This window comes from Ruegeria sp. BG5, from assembly GCF_056538425.1.
This window is the reverse complement of record NZ_JBQFTC010000001.1, coordinates 71,765-89,203: the sequence shown is the minus strand read 5'-3', so window position 1 is coordinate 89,203 and position 17,439 is coordinate 71,765. Positions and strand designations below refer to the sequence as shown.

At 57.7% G+C, this 17,439-nt stretch carries 18 protein-coding genes; 2 read left to right on the top strand and 16 right to left on the bottom strand.

Features of this window, described 5'->3' with window-relative positions:
* The first annotated feature begins 126 nt into the window (after nucleotides 1-126).
* On the top strand, nucleotides 127-957 hold the full coding sequence (locus ACR0KX_RS00405; protein ID WP_170622760.1) for a peptidyl-prolyl cis-trans isomerase: 831 nt from the start codon (nucleotides 127-129) through the stop codon (nucleotides 955-957).
* On the top strand, nucleotides 954-1,943 hold the full coding sequence (locus ACR0KX_RS00400; protein WP_480707692.1) for a HupE/UreJ family protein: 990 nt from the start codon (nucleotides 954-956) through the stop codon (nucleotides 1,941-1,943). The genes ACR0KX_RS00405 and ACR0KX_RS00400 overlap by 4 nt, the downstream gene beginning before the upstream one ends.
* A 90-nt stretch (nucleotides 1,944-2,033) precedes the next feature.
* Here ACR0KX_RS00400 and ACR0KX_RS00395 read toward each other — a convergent pair whose 3' ends face one another.
* The 16 genes from ACR0KX_RS00395 to ACR0KX_RS00320 form a co-directional block, all read right to left on the bottom strand.
* Nucleotides 2,034-3,932, bottom strand: a complete 1,899-nt coding sequence (locus ACR0KX_RS00395) for an adenylate/guanylate cyclase domain-containing protein (protein WP_170622758.1) — start codon at nucleotides 3,930-3,932, stop codon at nucleotides 2,034-2,036.
* A 172-nt stretch (nucleotides 3,933-4,104) separates the two neighbouring features.
* Nucleotides 4,105-4,800, bottom strand: coding sequence for an RraA family protein (locus tag ACR0KX_RS00390; protein ID WP_170452900.1), 696 nt, complete (start codon nucleotides 4,798-4,800; stop codon nucleotides 4,105-4,107).
* Nucleotides 4,797-5,492, bottom strand: coding sequence for an alpha/beta fold hydrolase (locus tag ACR0KX_RS00385; RefSeq protein ID WP_170452903.1), 696 nt, complete (start codon nucleotides 5,490-5,492; stop codon nucleotides 4,797-4,799). Before ACR0KX_RS00385 ends, ACR0KX_RS00390 begins: the two co-directional genes overlap by 4 nt.
* Nucleotides 5,489-6,613, bottom strand: a complete 1,125-nt coding sequence (locus ACR0KX_RS00380; RefSeq protein WP_170452906.1) for a cobalamin-independent methionine synthase II family protein — start codon at nucleotides 6,611-6,613, stop codon at nucleotides 5,489-5,491. Before ACR0KX_RS00380 ends, ACR0KX_RS00385 begins: the two co-directional genes overlap by 4 nt.
* A gap of 12 nt (nucleotides 6,614-6,625) precedes the next feature.
* On the bottom strand, nucleotides 6,626-7,228 hold the full coding sequence (locus ACR0KX_RS00375) for a class I SAM-dependent methyltransferase (RefSeq protein ID WP_170452909.1): 603 nt from the start codon (nucleotides 7,226-7,228) through the stop codon (nucleotides 6,626-6,628).
* A complete protein-coding gene (locus ACR0KX_RS00370) occupies nucleotides 7,225-8,184 on the bottom strand; it encodes a cupin domain-containing protein (RefSeq protein ID WP_480707689.1) in 960 nt (319 codons plus the stop codon). The genes ACR0KX_RS00375 and ACR0KX_RS00370 overlap by 4 nt, the downstream gene beginning before the upstream one ends.
* A complete protein-coding gene (locus tag ACR0KX_RS00365) occupies nucleotides 8,181-8,321 on the bottom strand; it encodes a hypothetical protein (RefSeq protein WP_170449316.1) in 141 nt (46 codons plus the stop codon). The genes ACR0KX_RS00370 and ACR0KX_RS00365 overlap by 4 nt, the downstream gene beginning before the upstream one ends.
* Nucleotides 8,322-8,334: 13 nt before the next feature.
* Nucleotides 8,335-9,309, bottom strand: a complete 975-nt coding sequence (locus ACR0KX_RS00360; RefSeq protein ID WP_170452913.1) for a nuclear transport factor 2 family protein — start codon at nucleotides 9,307-9,309, stop codon at nucleotides 8,335-8,337.
* Nucleotides 9,306-10,325 (bottom strand): LacI family DNA-binding transcriptional regulator, encoded by a 1,020-nt coding sequence (locus ACR0KX_RS00355; RefSeq protein ID WP_170622750.1) that lies wholly within the window; start codon nucleotides 10,323-10,325, stop codon nucleotides 9,306-9,308. The genes ACR0KX_RS00360 and ACR0KX_RS00355 overlap by 4 nt, the downstream gene beginning before the upstream one ends.
* The gene (locus ACR0KX_RS00350) at nucleotides 10,325-11,092 is read right to left on the bottom strand and encodes an SDR family oxidoreductase (RefSeq protein WP_170622748.1); all 768 of its coding nucleotides are present in this window, start codon (nucleotides 11,090-11,092) and stop codon (nucleotides 10,325-10,327) included. Before ACR0KX_RS00350 ends, ACR0KX_RS00355 begins: the two co-directional genes overlap by 1 nt.
* Before the next feature lies 1 nt (nucleotide 11,093).
* Nucleotides 11,094-12,146 (bottom strand): ester cyclase, encoded by a 1,053-nt coding sequence (locus tag ACR0KX_RS00345; RefSeq protein ID WP_170622746.1) that lies wholly within the window; start codon nucleotides 12,144-12,146, stop codon nucleotides 11,094-11,096.
* Nucleotides 12,143-13,474, bottom strand: a complete 1,332-nt coding sequence (hisD, locus tag ACR0KX_RS00340) for a histidinol dehydrogenase (RefSeq protein ID WP_170452925.1) — start codon at nucleotides 13,472-13,474, stop codon at nucleotides 12,143-12,145. Before hisD ends, ACR0KX_RS00345 begins: the two co-directional genes overlap by 4 nt.
* Nucleotides 13,475-13,485: 11 nt before the next feature.
* Nucleotides 13,486-14,016: an ester cyclase gene (locus ACR0KX_RS00335; RefSeq protein ID WP_170521521.1), complete on the bottom strand. Its 531-nt coding sequence runs from the start codon at nucleotides 14,014-14,016 to the stop codon at nucleotides 13,486-13,488.
* 135 nt (nucleotides 14,017-14,151) lie between these two features.
* On the bottom strand, nucleotides 14,152-15,033 hold the full coding sequence (locus ACR0KX_RS00330; RefSeq protein ID WP_170452930.1) for a carbohydrate ABC transporter permease: 882 nt from the start codon (nucleotides 15,031-15,033) through the stop codon (nucleotides 14,152-14,154).
* Nucleotides 15,034-15,042: 9 nt separating this feature from the next.
* Nucleotides 15,043-16,074: a carbohydrate ABC transporter permease gene (locus tag ACR0KX_RS00325; RefSeq protein ID WP_170622744.1), complete on the bottom strand. Its 1,032-nt coding sequence runs from the start codon at nucleotides 16,072-16,074 to the stop codon at nucleotides 15,043-15,045.
* A 67-nt stretch (nucleotides 16,075-16,141) separates the two neighbouring features.
* Nucleotides 16,142-17,395: an extracellular solute-binding protein gene (locus ACR0KX_RS00320; protein ID WP_170622742.1), complete on the bottom strand. Its 1,254-nt coding sequence runs from the start codon at nucleotides 17,393-17,395 to the stop codon at nucleotides 16,142-16,144.
* Nucleotides 17,396-17,439 lie beyond the last annotated feature (44 nt).

Below are 17,439 nucleotides of genomic sequence, written 5' to 3'. Positions count from 1 at the left end.
CGTGACCGCGACCTCAGTGGCCACAGCCAGCCCCTGAATCGGCAGCCGTCCATCACCTTGCAAAATCCAACCCTCTGATGCCAGCATCGAGGCGTAGAACCAGATCACGTTTTACGAGGAGCCTTCATGCGAATACTGAAAGAACCTCTGTTCCACTTCTTCCTGATTGGAGCGGCCATTTTCGGTTGGTTCCATATTGTTGCGCCAGAGTACCAGACGGCGGAAACCTCCGAGACGATTGCAATCGACGAAGAAGATGTTGCGGCTTTGTCCTCTCGGTTCAAAGCCAGATGGAAACGCCCGCCAAACGGTACCGAGCTTCAGTCTTTGGTCGATGCATCCATCCGCGAAGAGGTTCTGGTCAGGGAGGCAAGGAAACTGGGCCTGGATCGCGGAGATACCGTGATCAGGTCTCGGCTAAGCCAAAAGATGGATTTTCTGACCGAAGCAATCGCCATGTCGGTGGTACCGAAAGATGAAGATCTACAGGCATTTGTCGATCAAAACCCGGACCGCTATGCAACATCTGACAAGGTTGCCTTCACCCACGTCTTTCTGGGGGAAAGGCCAAGCGAGGCAGAAATTGAATCAGCTTTGGCCGCGCTGCCTGAGACCGACGACATCTCGGCTTTCGGGACCTCAACGCTGCTGCCCGCTTCGATGCCGTTGACCGCGACAAAGGTCATCGACTCGGTCTTTGGGACAGGGTTTTCCACGGGGCTACTACAGGCCGAAACAGGCCGCTGGACGGGACCTGTCCAATCCGGTTTCGGGACGCATCTTGTGCAGGTAATTGCCGTTGAACCGAGCCAGACACCGCCGCTGGCTGACATTCGCGATGCGGTGCTTCGGGACTGGCGTCGCGCCACAAGCGAAGACATGGCCCGGGCGCAATATGAGACGCTTGCCGCCAGCTACGAGATTGTAACCCCCGATCTTTCAGGCTTGGCGAAATGAGACCCCTGATCTGCCTAATGTTTGCGATGTCGCTGTCCTGGCTGGGTGGCAACGTCACAGCCCATGCCCTAGACCCGGGATACTTGGAAATGCGGCAGATCGCGCCGGACACCTGGGCTGTTCATTGGCGAAAACCCGATGTGAATGGTCAACCGATGGCGATCGAGCCCATATTGCCGGAAACCTGTGTTCCGGCCCGTGGGCCAGATCCCGTTTTCGACAGCCGGGCCTGGGTTTCATCCTGGGTCACGGAATGCCCCAAGGGCATGGCAGGTGAATTCATCGCCATTGAGGGTCTGGAAAGGCAGTTGAATGACGTATTGGTACGTTTGCACCCGACGGCATCCGCACCAGTGACGCTTCGACTAACCCCTGATGCGCCCGTTCAGGGAATTCCCTCCGATCAAACGACGTGGTCGGTGTTCGTGGCATATTTCCAGTTGGGATTTGAACATATTCTGGAAGGCTGGGATCATCTGCTGTTTGTCTTGGCGCTGTTCATTCTGGTCCGCGATCCCTGGCGGTTAGTCGGTGCCGTGACAGCTTTCACCCTTGCGCATTCCATAACTCTGGCGTTGGCGACTTTTGGCGTGCTGAGCATTCCCGGCCCTCCGGTTGAAGCCGTTATTGCGCTGTCTATCGTCTTTCTGGCTATGGAGATCGTAAAAGGTAGCGAAGGTCTATTACGGCTTTCGAACCAAAAGCCCTGGATTGTCTGTTTCGGGTTCGGGCTTTTGCATGGGCTGGGTTTTGCAGGGGCTTTGGCCGACATTGGGCTGCCCGCGAACGATATTCCCGCGGCGTTGTTCGCGTTCAACCTGGGTGTTGAAGCCGGTCAGCTGAGTTTCGTCGGCGCTCTGGCTCTTATGGTTGCTGTCTGGCGGCTGATCGCGCGCCCGGTCGGCCAGAGGGCAACAGTGATTGCCGCCTATTGTATCGGCTCGGTATCGATGTATTGGCTCATTGAACGAACCAGCGGGTTTTGACTGATCCGCGGCGTTACTTTTCCAGAGAGTGCCGTAGTGTATAAACGCGCAACAAGGCAATCATTCAGGTCAAATACAGCCCGAATGCGATCAATCGGCGGGTCGGTCCGGCAATCCGGCGGTCCGCAAATCGTCAATAAAGCGATCCGGAATGCCCTGATCCCGGAACTTACCCTCAAGACTGTGGCGTTGATCCTCAATCGTATAGCCCGGTTGATTTTCCAACAGCTTGTCTATCGAGGCTTTGGCCTCCTCCAGCCGCCCCAACCGGACATACAGCGCCGCCTGTGTACGGCGCGCCAGATTGGGAATGTTTGTCATCCGATCTATCGCGTCTAACCCGGCTTCATACTCACCGGTGAAATACTGCGCCCAGGCGAGGCTCCACAGGTACCAGTCCGGATGATGGGGATTCAGCCGGATCGCGGTTTGAAGCCTTTCGACGGCCTCGGTCGCGCGGCCAAGATAAACCAGCGTTTCGACCGAGCCAGCCAACACACCCGCCGAGTTCGGATTAAGCGCAATGGCGCGGTCGTACTCTCTTTCGGATTGCTCAAGATCGTTGGCCTGCATAAACGCATGCGCAAGAACCCAGTGCGCCAGAGAACTGTCGGGATCGAGTTCAACAGCTTTGCGAGCCGCCGCAAAGGCGAGGTCCAGAGCTTGATCTCGTGGCCGGTCAGCACACCATCCCCACCGATCACAATTGATATGCACCCAGGCAAGGCTGAAATATGCAACGGAATAGTCGGGGTCCAGTTTGATAGCCTCTTCAGCCAACCCCTTGGCCTCTTGATTACCAGCCGGCGTGAATTTGAAACGTTCGGCGCGGCTTAGATAAACAAGTTCGTACGCGCCGTGGCTTTGAGTGGACTGGCGCAGCAATCGGTCGAATTCGGCAAGATCAAGGTTTTGTTCCAGTGTCGCAACAATTGTTCGGGTAATTTCATCCTGCAACGCAAAGATATCCGTCAAATCGCGATCATAGGTTTCAGTCCAAATTGCATTCCCGGCCGCCGCGTCAATAAGGGTTGCATTCACGCGAAGCATGTCGCCGAACTTTTGCTGGCTGCCTTCCAGTACGTACCGAACGCCAAGTTCTTTGGCGATTTCACGAATATCTGCCGATTTGTCTCGGTAAAAGAAGCTCGAGTTTCGGGCGATGACAAAAAACTCGGGGAACCGGGAAAGCTTGGCAATGATCTCTTCACTGATTGCGTCGCTAAGGTAGCCCTTGTCGGCACCCTGACTTACGTCGCTGAACGGCAGCACGGCAATCGAAGGCTTGTCCGGCAGTGGATGTTCCATTTCTGCCGTTCCTACCGGCTGAAAATCCGGTGCAATGAAACGCCAAGCGACAAATCCGACGACAAGAGCCAAAGCAAAAAAGACGATGGCAGCCGTCCGCACGGCAAAGGGTTTTCGGTCAGGTTTTGCGGGTTTAACCGAAGATACAAGCTTTGCCGCTTTCTCGTTCAGGTTCAGGCGGAACACCGGAACAGGTTGTTCGATATTCTTGACCGTGATCCCGCCCAGATCCTCGAAATCCAGATCAAGTTTTCCGCGGACCTGACTGAAGACGTTGCGGTGAACGCAGACTCCGCCGGCTTGGGCGAGGCTCTCGATCCTTGCCGCCAGGTTTACACCGTCGCCGAATATGTCCCCGCCCTCATCAATCACGTCACCGACGTTGATGCCGATACGAAATTCTATTCGGTCATCAACGGGAACGTCCGAATTCCTATCGGACATGGCGCACTGTATTTCGACGGCAAATCGGACCGCATCGACAACGCTGGCAAATTCCATCAACGCACCGTCGCCCATCAGCTTGATCGTTCGCCCGCCATACTGAACGGCCTTTGGATCAATTAATTCCGAGCGATGCGCTTTGAGCGCGTTTAGTGTTCCCGTCTCGTTTTTTCCCATGAGGCGGGAATAGCCCACTACATCGATTGCAAGTATGACCGTGAGTCGACGTTTCACCATGGGCCTCCCTTAGTGCAGGTTAAGGAAGAACGATAAGGAATTCCACTTTGCCCAACGGTCTTAGAAATGCAGGGCTTCATAGCGTAGTTGTTTCGGGGTCACGCGGCCTTGGCGACAGCCTGTCACTCACGGCCGAGGTCAGCAACTGAAGGATCCTATCAGCAATCAGCTGTCAGGTTCGGGCGGATTCGAATTCAGACCACGCGGTTTCGAAAGCTTCAAAATCAAATCCCGGCTGGCTGGCCGCGTCCAGGACAATGCGCTCGGTCGTCAGCAGCTTTTGGATCGCGGCTTCCAGTTGGCCCGCGACGTCTTCGGGCACCACCAGCGCGCCGTGACGGTCAGCATGGATCAGATCGCCGGGATTGACCTTCAGGCCAAAAACCGAGACCGGAGTGTCGAGCTCGCGCACATGGACAAAGCCGTGGCTTGGGCCGACCGACCCGGCAACCACCGGGAAGCCTTGCGGAAGATCGCCGAGGTCACGCATCACCCCGTTGGTCAGCGCCCCCGAAAGGCCGAAACCTTTGTGGACCGTCGTGTTGATCTCGCCCCAATAGGCACCGATGCAATCGGGGTAGTCCAGATCCTCGATCACCGCGACGGACGGCGACGGTGCTTCGGCCATGTATCTGTAATAGGCCATGCGCCGCGCCCTGATGGTCTCGGGCGGTTCGGCGGGCGGATTGACGGCGGCGATTTTTGCAGTCCGTGCGTACCCCACAATAGGTGGTTCTTCGGGGGCCGAGCAGTGCATGGTGCCGCGCGTGAAACGGTCGAAACCGCGCTGGCCTTGTGCCACTTCGATGGCATTGCAGACCGTGGGGGTATCAACCTTGCGAAGCAAAGACAAAAGGGACGGTTTCATAGGTTCTCCAACCAGCGCGAGATTGCGGCTGTGGTTTCATCGGGTTTTTCGAGGGTGGGCAGATGGCCTGCGCCGGAAATGATTTCGAGCGTGCTGTTAGCCAGAAGGCGGTGCATCAGTTCATGGCGTTCTACGGGGCAAAGCCCGTCATCCTGACCGCACAGAACCAGAGTTTTGCCTGCATAGGCAGACAGGGTATCGCATTGATCAGGGCGATCCATCAGGGCCCGCGATTGACGCAGAAATACGTCCGGCCCCAGATCGGTCGCCATCGCCATGCACAGGTCAAGAACGGCCCCCTGCCTTGGTCCGTCTGCCAGATAGTTGGGCTTCATTTCGTCCCGCATGACGTGCCACAAGCGCCCTTCGCGCACAGCAGTCATCTGGGGTGCGCGGCGGGCCTTTACCTCGGGGGTTTCAGCAAGCGGGTTGGTATCGAGCAGCGCAAGGTGCGACACGCGTTCAGGGGCCTGACGCACCACCTCCATCGCGACAATCCCACCCATCGAAAGGCCCAAAAGCGCAAAAACAGGCGGCGCGTTTCTCAGAATGTCTGCCGCCAGAACTTGGACGCTGTCATGCTGGCCAAGTGGAAAGGTCATTACCGGCATTCGACCCGACAGCGCCTGAATCTGCGGGCCGAAAAGGCGCGCATCGCACATCATGCCGGGCAACAGGATCAACGGAGTCATGATGCGGTCAACTTGGCCCCGTCTGACAACGCCGCCAGCTTGGCATAAGCGATCTGAGGATCAACCGCGCCAAAGCCCGCAAATGTGCCAAAGCCGCAATCGCTGCCGGCGATGACACGATCCACGCCCACGATCCCGGTGAACCGTTCGATCCGTTGCGCCACAAGTTCGGGATGTTCAACGAAATTGGTGGTGGTATCGACCACGCCCGGCACCAGAATCTTGTCATCTGGAATCTCGACCTTGCGATCCCGAAACACCGTCCACTCATGCGCGTGGCGGGGGTTTGACGTTTCGAACAGGACATAGCGCGATTTGGTCGCCATCAGGGTGCTGAACACCTTGTCCATCGCAATATCGCAGCAATGCGGGCCTTCGTAATTACCCCAACAGATATGCACGCGAACTTTCTCGGCAGGCACGTTCTGCAGCGCGTGGTTCAGGGCCTCGACATGCATGTTGGCGATCATGACGAACTCGTCATCAGACAGATCGGTGAACAGCATATGCCGGGACAGTGCCAGATCCGGGCAATCCAGCTGAAGGTCCAGACCTGCCGCCACGATGGTTTCGTATTCTTCCTTCATGGCATCGGCCAACGCGGCCAGATACGCCTCGCGCGTGGGGTAGAAATCATTCTGCAGGAACAGCGAAATGACACCGGGCGAGGCCGCATTCATAAAACCCCGTTCGGCCCCGTGTTGCGCCATGGCGGCTTTGAGGTTGGCGATGTCCTTCTCCAGCTCACCCTGCCCTTTTGAGCGAACCTCATCCGTGCACATGGGCCGCGCATATTGCGGCGTGCCACCATCATCTGCCAAGCGTTGCAAGAAACCCGGAAACATCTTCAGATCCGCAGGCGCATTGCGCGGGCTGTCACCCGAAAAGCCGGTGTAGCGGTCTTTGACATAAGTTGCGTAGGAGATTTTCGAGGTCTCCCCATCGCTGACAATATCGACCCCGGCTTCAACCTGTTTGCGCACCGTCTCGGACACGGCATCCGCCATACAGGCGTCAAAGGCCCCCGCGTCGTAGGGTTCATTGTTTTCACGGGCGAAGATGAAATCCACGACCTCCTGCGTGCGGGGCAGAGACCCGACATGGGTGGTTTTTACGGTCATTGGGGCCTCTCCTTACAGTTTTCGTGCCATCAGGACTGTGTGGCTTTGGGTTTCGGGGTCTTCGGCCAGAAATCCGGTCAGGTGCAGCCTGTTTTCTTCCAGACACACGGCATAGCCTGCCGGGGACAGCGAGGCGTGATATACGCGCTCGGCTCCTACCGTGCCGCTGACCTCACCCGCACGTGGACCGACGGTCAGCATCAGCATTCCACCGGGCCGCAAATGGCGCGCCATACGCGCGATGCAACCCTTCTGCTCATCTGCTGTCAGATGAAAAAAACTGTTCCACGCGATGATGCCGTCAAACTGCTGGTCCAGCTCGAAATCCCGCATGTCGGCTTTGCGCCAATCGCCATCGGGCCAGCGGTCCCGCGCCAAGGCCAGCATCGCCTCGGAAAAATCGACGCCGGTGACGGCGAAACCTTCGGCCATGAACCAGCGCGCTATAGGGTCGCCGGTGCCGCAGCCCAAATCCAACACATGATCGCCGGGCTTCAGGCTGGCCGTAAAGCGCGCCAGCCAGCGCGCCTCGAACAAAGCCTTCGAGCGGCGCTTGTCGTATTCGCTCGCCTGCCGCTCGTAAACGTCGTGTGTGTCATTGGGATCTGCTTTCATCCTGTCCAGGTCGCTCCTGCCGGGTCATCGGTTGCGGTGATCCGGTACAGGCCCGCCTGCCCGGTCATCGATGGAACAACGCGATAGGATTCACCGGGCAGAACCAAAGCGGTGCCTCCAACGGACAAAGTGGTTTCGTAGCCGTCGACAGTGACACGCCAATGGCCGCTGGCTGGCATTAACACCACGGGTTTCTCAGTTTCGGTCGCGTCTGCTACGCAAGAGCCCCGCCCAAGGAAATCGACCTCAAAACCCGGTCTGTCCTTGATCAAGCCATCCTCGCCAATAACCACGGCTGGCTTATTGGACGACAATGCCATCAGATCCCAGTACCGGGCCACGTATTTGCCAACCACATCCTCAACCGGAACCTCGGGATACGTCTTCAGTTGGTCTTCGGTCAGCAAAGGCATCGGGCGCACATTGTGCGGCAGCTCCTGCCCTTTCTTGGAATCATAAAGAACGCCGTTGTCGCCCAGCATCAGACCATGCGCCTGCGCGTCTTCGATCACCTGCGGTGCCCATGTGACGCCGCCGCCCGCATCATCGCCGCCGAGGATCGACATGATCATGCCGTAGTCCTGACCGACATTTTCAAAGCCACGAAAGATACCGGTGGGGATGTTGAAGATGTCACCTTCTTCGGCAATGAACTCACCAGCCGTGCCATAGCGGCCCCAGAAGAACCGCCAGCGGCCTTTGGCGACAAAGAACACCTCGGCCGTGGTGTGGCTGTGCAAAGAGTTGCGGCATTTCGGAGGTTGCCCGGCAGCGCCGATATTGAACCCGATCTTGTCGGTGATGTGCACATGCTGATCCGGAGATTCGGACACCCCACCGCCGATGATGGTAAAGTTCTCTTTCTGATCGCTGCCCGGTGTGTGGGCGTCGATAAACGCGGTTTTGCAGGGTTTCAGTTCGCCGTAGCGGACGATGCGTTGTTGAATGGTGCTCATGTCAATTTTCCTTGTGTTTGGGGTACAACGATCTCAACCCCAAAGCCCGGAGGACGGTTGTTCAGCCGCCGGGCGCGCAGGCTGGCCCGATGGGCGTGGAACCGCCGCATCGCCTGCCCGGCATCCAGATTTGACATAAGACAGGCCATCTTAAAGATCACCGGTCTTCAACAGGATCTGTTTCCAGACAGATGTTTCATCGAACAGCGTGTATTCGCGGCGCAGGCCCCACGGACCGAATTCGGCATGGCTGATGCCAAGCACAAAAACCTCGGCTCCGGTTGGTACACCGAAGACACCCCACCCATCGTGTTTGCCGTGCAACGTCCAACGAAGCGCGGCACGCGGCGGCATCATCGGGTCGTCCCGACCGATATGGTGCTGGATTTGGAACTCGGCATTCGGGAACGAGGCGCGCAGGCCCATCCAGAAACGATCAACCGGTCCCCAACTATGTCCAGTCGTCCCGCCGGGATATTCCGACTGCACGGCCCGGTCATATTCGGCCTCAATAGCGCTCATATCCGCGCTCATGATCCGGGTCAGGATATCGGCGTATTTCTGACCCCATTCATTGTCATTGCCGCTGCCTTCATACGGGCCAGGCTGATCATTCGACGGGGTGTAAGGCCGCACGCAAGCCTCTGGTCCGCCTTCGCGTGCGATTAGATCACGGGCATAGTCTTTCGATTCCCAGCCCATCTGCTGCACGATTGCACCCTGATCCCGGATCAGCCACTCATCATTGATCTGGTTATTGATGGCGTGGCAGTCGGCCAGAATACGGTAGACCAGCTTTTTCCCGGTGGCCTTGCCGTACACCCCGTCCCCAAGATGTGTCGCAGTCGACAAAAGACGGTGTGAGGACAGCATCCCCTCTTCCGGCGTACCTGACCAGATCACGTCTTCGCCCAACAGCGTTCGATCCGGAAACTCGGCCAGCGTCGCCATCGTGGCCGCTATTACCCCCTGATTGCCGACAACCACCGACCCGGGCGAGCGCACGACAATGTCCGGCGCATAGTAATCATGCAGCGTGGCAATTCCGCGATCTTCCCAAATCTCTTTGGTGATCCCGATGATGTAATCGGGAAAGTCTTTGAATTTGGGGTCAAATCCCTTCATGTTTTCCATCCTTCAGGTATGCGGGCAGAGCCTCGGATGATCAGCGGCCCATCAATCTCTAATCGTCGGGGACCCCTGCGCGGGTCATCGATTTTACTCAGCAAGATGTCCACGGTTTCAGACACCATGCGGTTTGCGGGTTGTCGGACGGTGGTCAGGTCGTAGCTGGGCCAGGCTGCAACGGTTACGTCGTCATACCCCACAACGGACACGTCCTCGGGTATCCTCAGACCCAGCTCAAACCTGAGCGTGTCCATCACAGCGATGGCCATGTGATCGTTGGCAACAAAGACCGCTTCGGGCGGATCCGAGGCGAACATCCTGCGGGCCGCTTCCTGCGCCTTTTCGGTTCCGAAATTGCCAACCTCGCGGGAATGCAGTTCTACGCCGGCTGCGTGCAGAGCCGCCGTAAAACCTGCTTCGCGATCACGCTGTGTCGATGCACCTTCCCATCCGGCGATGTAGCCGATTTTCTTGTGTCCGGCGGCCAGCAGGAACTCGGCCACTTTGCGGCCGCCCGCCGTGTTGTCCGAGGTGACCGATGACATGGCCGGGTCATCCTGCGCCCGGTTAAACAGTACCATCGGCACACCGGCAGCGCGGCACCGATCGGAAAGGTCCGATGACAATGCAACCGACGCCGCAATGATCCCATCCACCTGAAAATCAAGAATTTCTTCGACAACCTTGTCGATATTCTGAGCTGAGTTCGAGGCCATGAAGATCAAGACGTGATAGCCGCGTTCCTGCAACGCGTTGGTCAGTTTTTCCAGCGCCTCGGGGTAGAACTGATTGTTCAGATAGGCGACCACAAGGCCAATGATCCGGCTTCTGCCCGACACCACAGCCCGGGCCAGAACATTTGGACGATAGCCCAACTCCTCTGCCGCTTTGCGGACCTTTTGAATGGTCTTTTTGGAAGCCGATGCGCCGGGGGTGAAAACACGACTGACCGCCGATTGGCTTACTCCGGCCAACCGCGCAACGTCCATCGATGTGACCTTCTGTATTGCCATCAGTCCGCCGTCCAACCTCCGTCCACCAGCATGGAGGTGCCCGTGACCAACGCCGAGGCGTCCGAGGCCAGATAGACAACCGCGCCCATGATGTCTTCGATCTCACCCGGTCGGCCCAGCTTGATCTTGTCCAGAATCCAGGCGCGTTTATCAGGATCTTCAAAGGTCGGGCGCGTCAGATCGGTCAAAATGAAGGTCGGGCAGATTGTGTTGACGCGAATTTTCTCCGGGCCGAATTCCAGAGCCATGGCTTTGGTGAACCCTTCGACAGCGAATTTCGAGGCGCAATAGACCGCACGCTCGCGCCCACCGACATGGCCCATCTGGCTGGAGATATTGATCAACGACCCCGGTCGCCCGGCCTCCAGCAACCCCTTTGCCACGGCCTGAGTCAGAAAATACGCACCCCGGACATTCACATCCATGACGGCATCAAAATCCTCGGGGCGCGTGTCCACAGCCTTGCTGTGACGCGCCAACCCGGCTGAGTTCAAAAGAACATCAAACGGGCCGCTTTGTGCCACTGCCTGCGCCGTCGCCTCGATATCCGACACATCCAGCTCCAGCACATTGGCCTGCCAGCCACGCGCCTGCATTTCAGCGGCTATGTCTTGCAGCGCGCCGGTCCGGCGCGCTGCTAATGTCACCTCTGCCCCGTGTTCCGCCAGCGCTACGGCACAGGCCATGCCGATGCCAGAGGATGCCCCCGCAACCAAAGCGCGCTTGCCGCTTAAACTGAAACTGGGGGTGCTGGGGAATTGGGGCATATCAGACCTCGCCGACCGGGAATGGAATCTCGCCCTGTACGCGCACCTTGTTGAATTCACGCAGCCGGGCAAAGACATCTACGCCCAGTTGCCGGTAGGCGTCCAGCAGGTCGACCAAAACCCAGTTTTCGCGGATCAGACCATTCTCCAGGCGCCAGAAATCAAGGCTGCGCATGGTGATCCGCTTGCCAGATGGTGCAATGCCCATCCAACCGTCATGGGTCACCGTCTGGATCATGTTCGGCCAGCCGGTCACGGCGGCGTATTCAGCATCCCCGAAGAAATGATAGATGATGTCGTCCACGTATTTGCCGCGATCCGGCATCCCGTTCAGGAATGGGATCTGATGCCAATTGCGGAACCCGGCAATGCCGCGCCCGGTGCCGATCCCTGCGGGGCCATACCAGTTCATGCGTGGATGCCAGAATTTTGGCATCTCCATCACCTCGGGGCCACCCTGGCTTGGGTGTTTCTTGAGGTGTTCCAGCATTTCAACGATATGGGCGCAGGACGCCTGAGATTTGGCCTCGTCCCACGGGCCCGGCACAATTCCGTCTAGGGTAGCAGGGCCTGAAATACAGAACTCCAGACCCAAGGACGGCGCCATGGGCCAGGCTTTGGCCTGCATCATCACTTCGGGGATATCCCAGAGCGTCTGAATCTCGATCACTTGCCCGTCCACGACGCGATAGAATTCGTGATACCGCATATGGGTCAGGTGCCCGGTTGGCGGAATGTCCAGCCACGGGGCAACAAAAGTGCCGTAGTAATGACCGCCGCACCCGATCCAGTCATCGCCATGTTCGGTTGTGCCGCCCATCACGATCCAATCCCGTCGTTCAAGGTCGGGCATGGCTTTCAGCAGGGGCGCATAGCAGGTGTCATAGAGTTCCTGCGGACCGGTCAGATCACCGAAGGGATGCGGCATATGGATGACGGCGTCGGCGGCGATCACGCCCTTCAGCGCCGCCTGAACACGGACGTCGTCAAAGTCATACATCGCGGCCCGAAGCGGCGCGATCAGTGCCTTGTTCGCCGAATGGATATCGCTCATTCCGCCGCCTCTCGATAAGGCGCACCTTCGCCATAGGGAACATTGATGCCGCCATAGCGACGCACCCGGATATTGCACTGCTCAGCATGGCCAACGAAACCTTCGAGCATACACAGGCGCGACCCGAACTCGCCGATCATCGTTGCGGCTTCATCCGTCAGAACCTTTTGATAACTGTGCGTTTTCAGGAATTTACCGACCCAAAGACCTCCAGTATAACGCCCGGCTTTCTTGGTGGGCAGCGTGTGGTTGGTGCCGATCACCTTGTCACCATTGGCCACATTCGTTCGCGGCCCCAGGAACAGCGCGCCATAGCAGGTCATGTTCTCAAGGAACCAATCGTCGCGGTCGGTCATGATCTGCACATGCTCGGACGCGATGTCATCGGCCACTTTCAACATCTCTTCATACGTGTCGCAGACAATCACCTCACCATATTCATCCCAACTGACGCGGGCCGTGTCCGAGGTTGGCAGGATGCCCAGAATACGGTCGATCTCGGCCAAGGTGTCCTCGGCCAGTTTGCGCGAGTTGGTTAGCAGAACACAGGGGCTGTTATACCCATGCTCGGCCTGACCCAGCAGATCGGTGGCACAAAGCTCGGCATCTGCGGCAGTTTCATCTGCGATCACCATGGTCTCGGTCGGGCCCGCGAACAGGTCGATGCCGACACGGCCAAAGAGTTGCCGCTTGGCTTCCGCAACAAAAGCGTTGCCGGGACCGACCAGCATGTGCACGGGCTCGATCGTTTCCGTTCCGATGGCCATGGCGCCCACAGCCTGAATGCCGCCCATCACGTAGATCTCATGCGCGCCGCCCAAATGCATCGCCGCGATGACAGCGGCATTGGGCTTGCCCTGAAACGGCGGGGTGCAGGAGATGATGCGTGGGACACCGGCAACCTTGGCCGTCGCGACGGACATATGCGCCGACGCCACCATCGGGAACTTGCCGCCAGGAACGTAGCAGCCCACAGACTGAACCGGGATGTTCTTATGCCCCAGGATCACTCCGGGCAAAGTCTCCACTTCGATGTCCAGCATTGAATCGCGCTGAGACTGGGCGAAATTCATCACCTGCGCTTGCGCGAACTTGATATCCTCCAGTTCCCGTTCAGACAGCGATGCGATCAGATCGTCGATCTGTTGCTGGCTCAGGCGATAGCTTTCGGGTGAGTAGTTGTCGAATTTCTCCGACAATTCGCGCACAGCCGTATCCCCACGCGCTTCGATGTCTTTCAGGGTCGCCTCGACGACAGCGCGGGTCTTGGCATCATCTTCGGCCCTGTCGGCCTCGGGTTTGCCGCGTTTCAGATATTCGATTGCCATTATCCTGATCCTCAGTTTGCGGGCCGGGGCGGCGTTTTCTCGCCCCGGTCAAATGCTTCCCAGCCTTCGCCGTTGAAGACGTCCACGCCCAGCTGTGCGGCGACATGAGCGAAATCGACATTCACCCAATTGTCGACGATCTTGCCGTCGACAACTTTCCAGAAGTCCATGTAGCGGATTTCGACCCGCTTGCCGGTTGGGGCGATCCCCAGAAATTCGCCTGAATGGGTGGCTTCCTGGCGACCGAATGCGGCGGCCCATTCGCCCATGTAAAGGCGGGCCTCATCAATGCAGGTCTTGTCCGAAAACGCCGCCTGAAACGGGCGTTGCCAGTTGTCCTGAAACTGTTGCAGGCCGGTTTTGGTGCCACATCCCTGATTGCCCATCCAGCGGAAGCCCTGCGAGAAGAACTCGCCAATGTCGTCGATGCGATGATCGTTCAGCCCATCGACCATCCCTTCGATAACAGCGCGCGTTTCTTCGGTTTTGCTCATATCCGTGTCTTTGGTCAGCACGGCCTGTTCGGGGCGGGAGCCCTTCATGTGTCTCGTCCTTTTGTTGGTGCGTAAGGAATTTCCGTTTTTTCAGAGAGTGTTAATGCTCTGACAGAAAATCCCTCGGCATCCGGTTGAGCGCAGGGTGACGCGCAATGGCCTTATGTCGTGCAGACGCGCTCATCAGCCTTTTACCGCCCCGGCAGTCAGACCGCTGACAATCTGGCGCTGGAAGAACAGGATCAGCACAAACAACGGAGCCGTGGCCGATACCACAGCCGCAACCGCATACATCACCTTGCCCTCGACCTGGGTGGTGCCCATGAAGCTGTTGATGGCCGGAATGATGGTTTCATTCTCTTCGCTCAGCAGCATCACCGCGACGGTAAAGTCGTTATAGGCCAGCAGGAAACTGAACAGACCCGTGGTGATCACGCCGGGCCACATGACCGGAACGATCACATGCCGGAAGGCCTGGAACCGGGTGCAGCCATCGACCATGGCACTTTCGTCCATGTCTTTCGGGATGTTCTTGAAGAATGAATGCAGCATCCACAGCGTGAAAGGCTGATTGATCGCCACAAGCACAATGATGGTCGTTGGCAGAATGCCCCAGACGTTCCATTCGAAGAACCACAGCAGATAGCCTGAAACCAGCGTGATATGCGGCATGGCGCGGAATACCAACGCCGCCATCAGGATCCAGAACGCATAGCGGAAACCGGACCGGGCCAATGCGTAGCCGCCCAATGTTCCGAAGGTCAGCGAGATGACCACGGTGAAGAAGACAACGATGCCGGTGTTCTTGAAGTTGAACCAGAAATCTTCCTCGATCCACGCGCCGTAATAGCCTGCACCGGTAAAGGCGCTTCCGGTTTGCTCGATGGTGTTTGTGCCGCGCAGCGCGTTCATCCAGTCGGCTTTCGACAGGAAGTCAGCCTGAACCTTGAAACTGCCCCAGAAGGTCCAGAAGAAAGGGAACGCTGCGATGATCAGCCAGAACGCGACAAAGGTGTATGAGAACAGCTTTAGCGGGGTCATGCGGGATTGTGCTTTGGTCGCCATGTCGTGTCCTCAGTGAGATTTGCGGGTGAAGTCGCGCCATGTGCGCACCAGCACCGGCATCATCAGAATGACCACGATGATGATGGTGATCAGCGAAGTCGCGCCAGCCGAGGCGTAAAGCGGATTGCCGCTTTCGCGCAGGTCGTTGAAAATGATCCAGCTGAGCGAGCGCGCATGGGCTTCGGCCTTGAAGCTGACGATTGGTTCAAAGACACGCAGGTTGTCCATGATCATCATCAGGGTCACAAACGAAACCAGCGGCATCAGATGCGGGACAACCACATGGATCATGCTCTGCCATTTGCTGGCACCGTCGATCTGCGCCGCTTCCATCGTATCTTCCGGCACCGTCTGAAGCCCGGCGTAGAAGGTGATGAAGCTGAACGGCAGGGTGTGCCAGACACCATACACCATCAACATGATCCACATCAGCGGCGTGGATGCCTTCAGGCTGAGGGTTGGATCATTGAAAAGCCGTTGAATTGTTGCACCGATCACCCCGTCACCGTCGACCATCCAGAACAGGATCAAGGAACCAACCAGTGGGGTTACGAGGAATGGCAAAAGGGAAATGAAGATCGCAAGGCCCTTCAACGCGCGTGGCAGGTTGTTGACCCCAACCGCAATCGCCAGACCCAGAACCAAGACCAGAGGCGTCACAATGAAGGTATAGGCCAGCGTAAAGGTCAGAGCGTTGTAAAATGGCAGGTTGTAGACCTTCGACCAGAACTCACCCAGGCTTTCTGAAGTTGACCAGGCCTCTCCAATGTCGCCGAGTGCCAGATGTGACCGGTCGAAATACGTGCCCAGACCGTTGAAACGGCCCAGCGGTTGTTCTTCCCGCAGCTTCTCGGTCGCTTCCGTATCGACTGTTGTTGTCGGGTTACATCCAAACGGACCGCAACTTTCCGAGACGACCAGAACCTGCTCGTGTTCGACAAAAAGCGACTGGATAAACACCGACACGATCGGCAACGCGATGAACAAGATCATCGCTGACAGTGTCGGCAGAACAAACCAGAAGAAGGTGCGGTGTTTCATAACATGCGTCCCGATCTAAATTCGAGAAAGAGAGGGGGCCGTGACAGCCCCCTCAAGTCGGGGAGATTTATTGGAGGAAGCCAGCCTCTTTGGCCGACGTCCGGTAGGTTGCCTCGACATCGGAAAGCGCTTGCTCCGCAGACTCGCTACCCTTCATGAAGTCAGACAGCTCCTTGCCAAGAGCAGCGTGCAGAATGCCGATCTGGGGGATCATCGGGTAGGGTTTTGCACCGCCTTGCGCCGTAGCAGCAACGCCAGCAGCGGCCGCCCCTGGTTCATATCCCTCCAGCAACCAAACGGCATCGTCATTGTTTGCCGCGACCATCTCGGGTGTCAGCGCGCTGGCGAGTGCCGCAAAGGTGGCCTCTGCTTCTTCATCCGACACGTTGGAGGCAATCGAGAAACCATCCCACCACAATGTCGAAGCCGGGGTCGATCCCCCGCCAACTGTCGGTGCCGCAGACAGAACAGTGTTCGAGGTTACCTCTTCCGAAGACCCCTCATCATCCAGAATTGGCGAGCCGCGCGAGCCCCACATGACGCCAAGTGCGGCCTGACCGGCTTCCCACAGGCCTTGCGTCTCGTTCGAGGCGTGAGTCAGGTGATCCGGGTGCGCGTATCCAGCCAGAGCCTTCATAACTTCAAGCGTGGCCAGACCCTTTTCATTGTTGATCGCTGGCTCGGCTGTGCCCGGCTCAAAGAACTCTCCGCCATGCCCAAGGTAGATCATGTTGAACACCTCGGCGAGGTTCCAGCCACCATCACCGGCGCTTAGGTTCATCACGATCGGATGTTCCATGATACCGGCGGCGCGGATCATCTCGGCGGCTTCAAGCACTTCTTCGTAGGTTGCGGGAATACCGTCAAAGCCTGCCTGCTCCAGAATATCTGTGCGCGAGAACAGGTGCTGCGAGTTGGCCATGAAGGCCACAGCCATGACGTTGCCATCGATGGTGATCAGAAGGTTGGGCGAGATATTTTCGCCATACTTTTCAACCAAATCGTTCAGCGGACGCACCAGACCGTCATTCATCAGCTGGGTCAGTGTCGAATTGGCCAGAATGACCGAGGTGTATTCAGACGGGTTCGGCGTCAGGGCCGCGTTCATGATTTGGCGCGCTTCGGTTGTGTGGTTGGTCGAAAACTCGGACGCCCCACCTGCACAGTTTTCCTCGGCTGTGCCTGCAACGGCATGGATGGCCGGAAAATCACTGGCCAGAATTCGGATGGATTGGCCTTCGGGACCGCAGTTCGCCGCATATGCAGCCGAACCCATCAATCCGACGAAAGTGGTTACGGTAGCTAGCTTTTTCAGAAACATCTCATCTCCCTGTTTCTCTGAAGTGTCGTGCGCGCCCCTGTCAC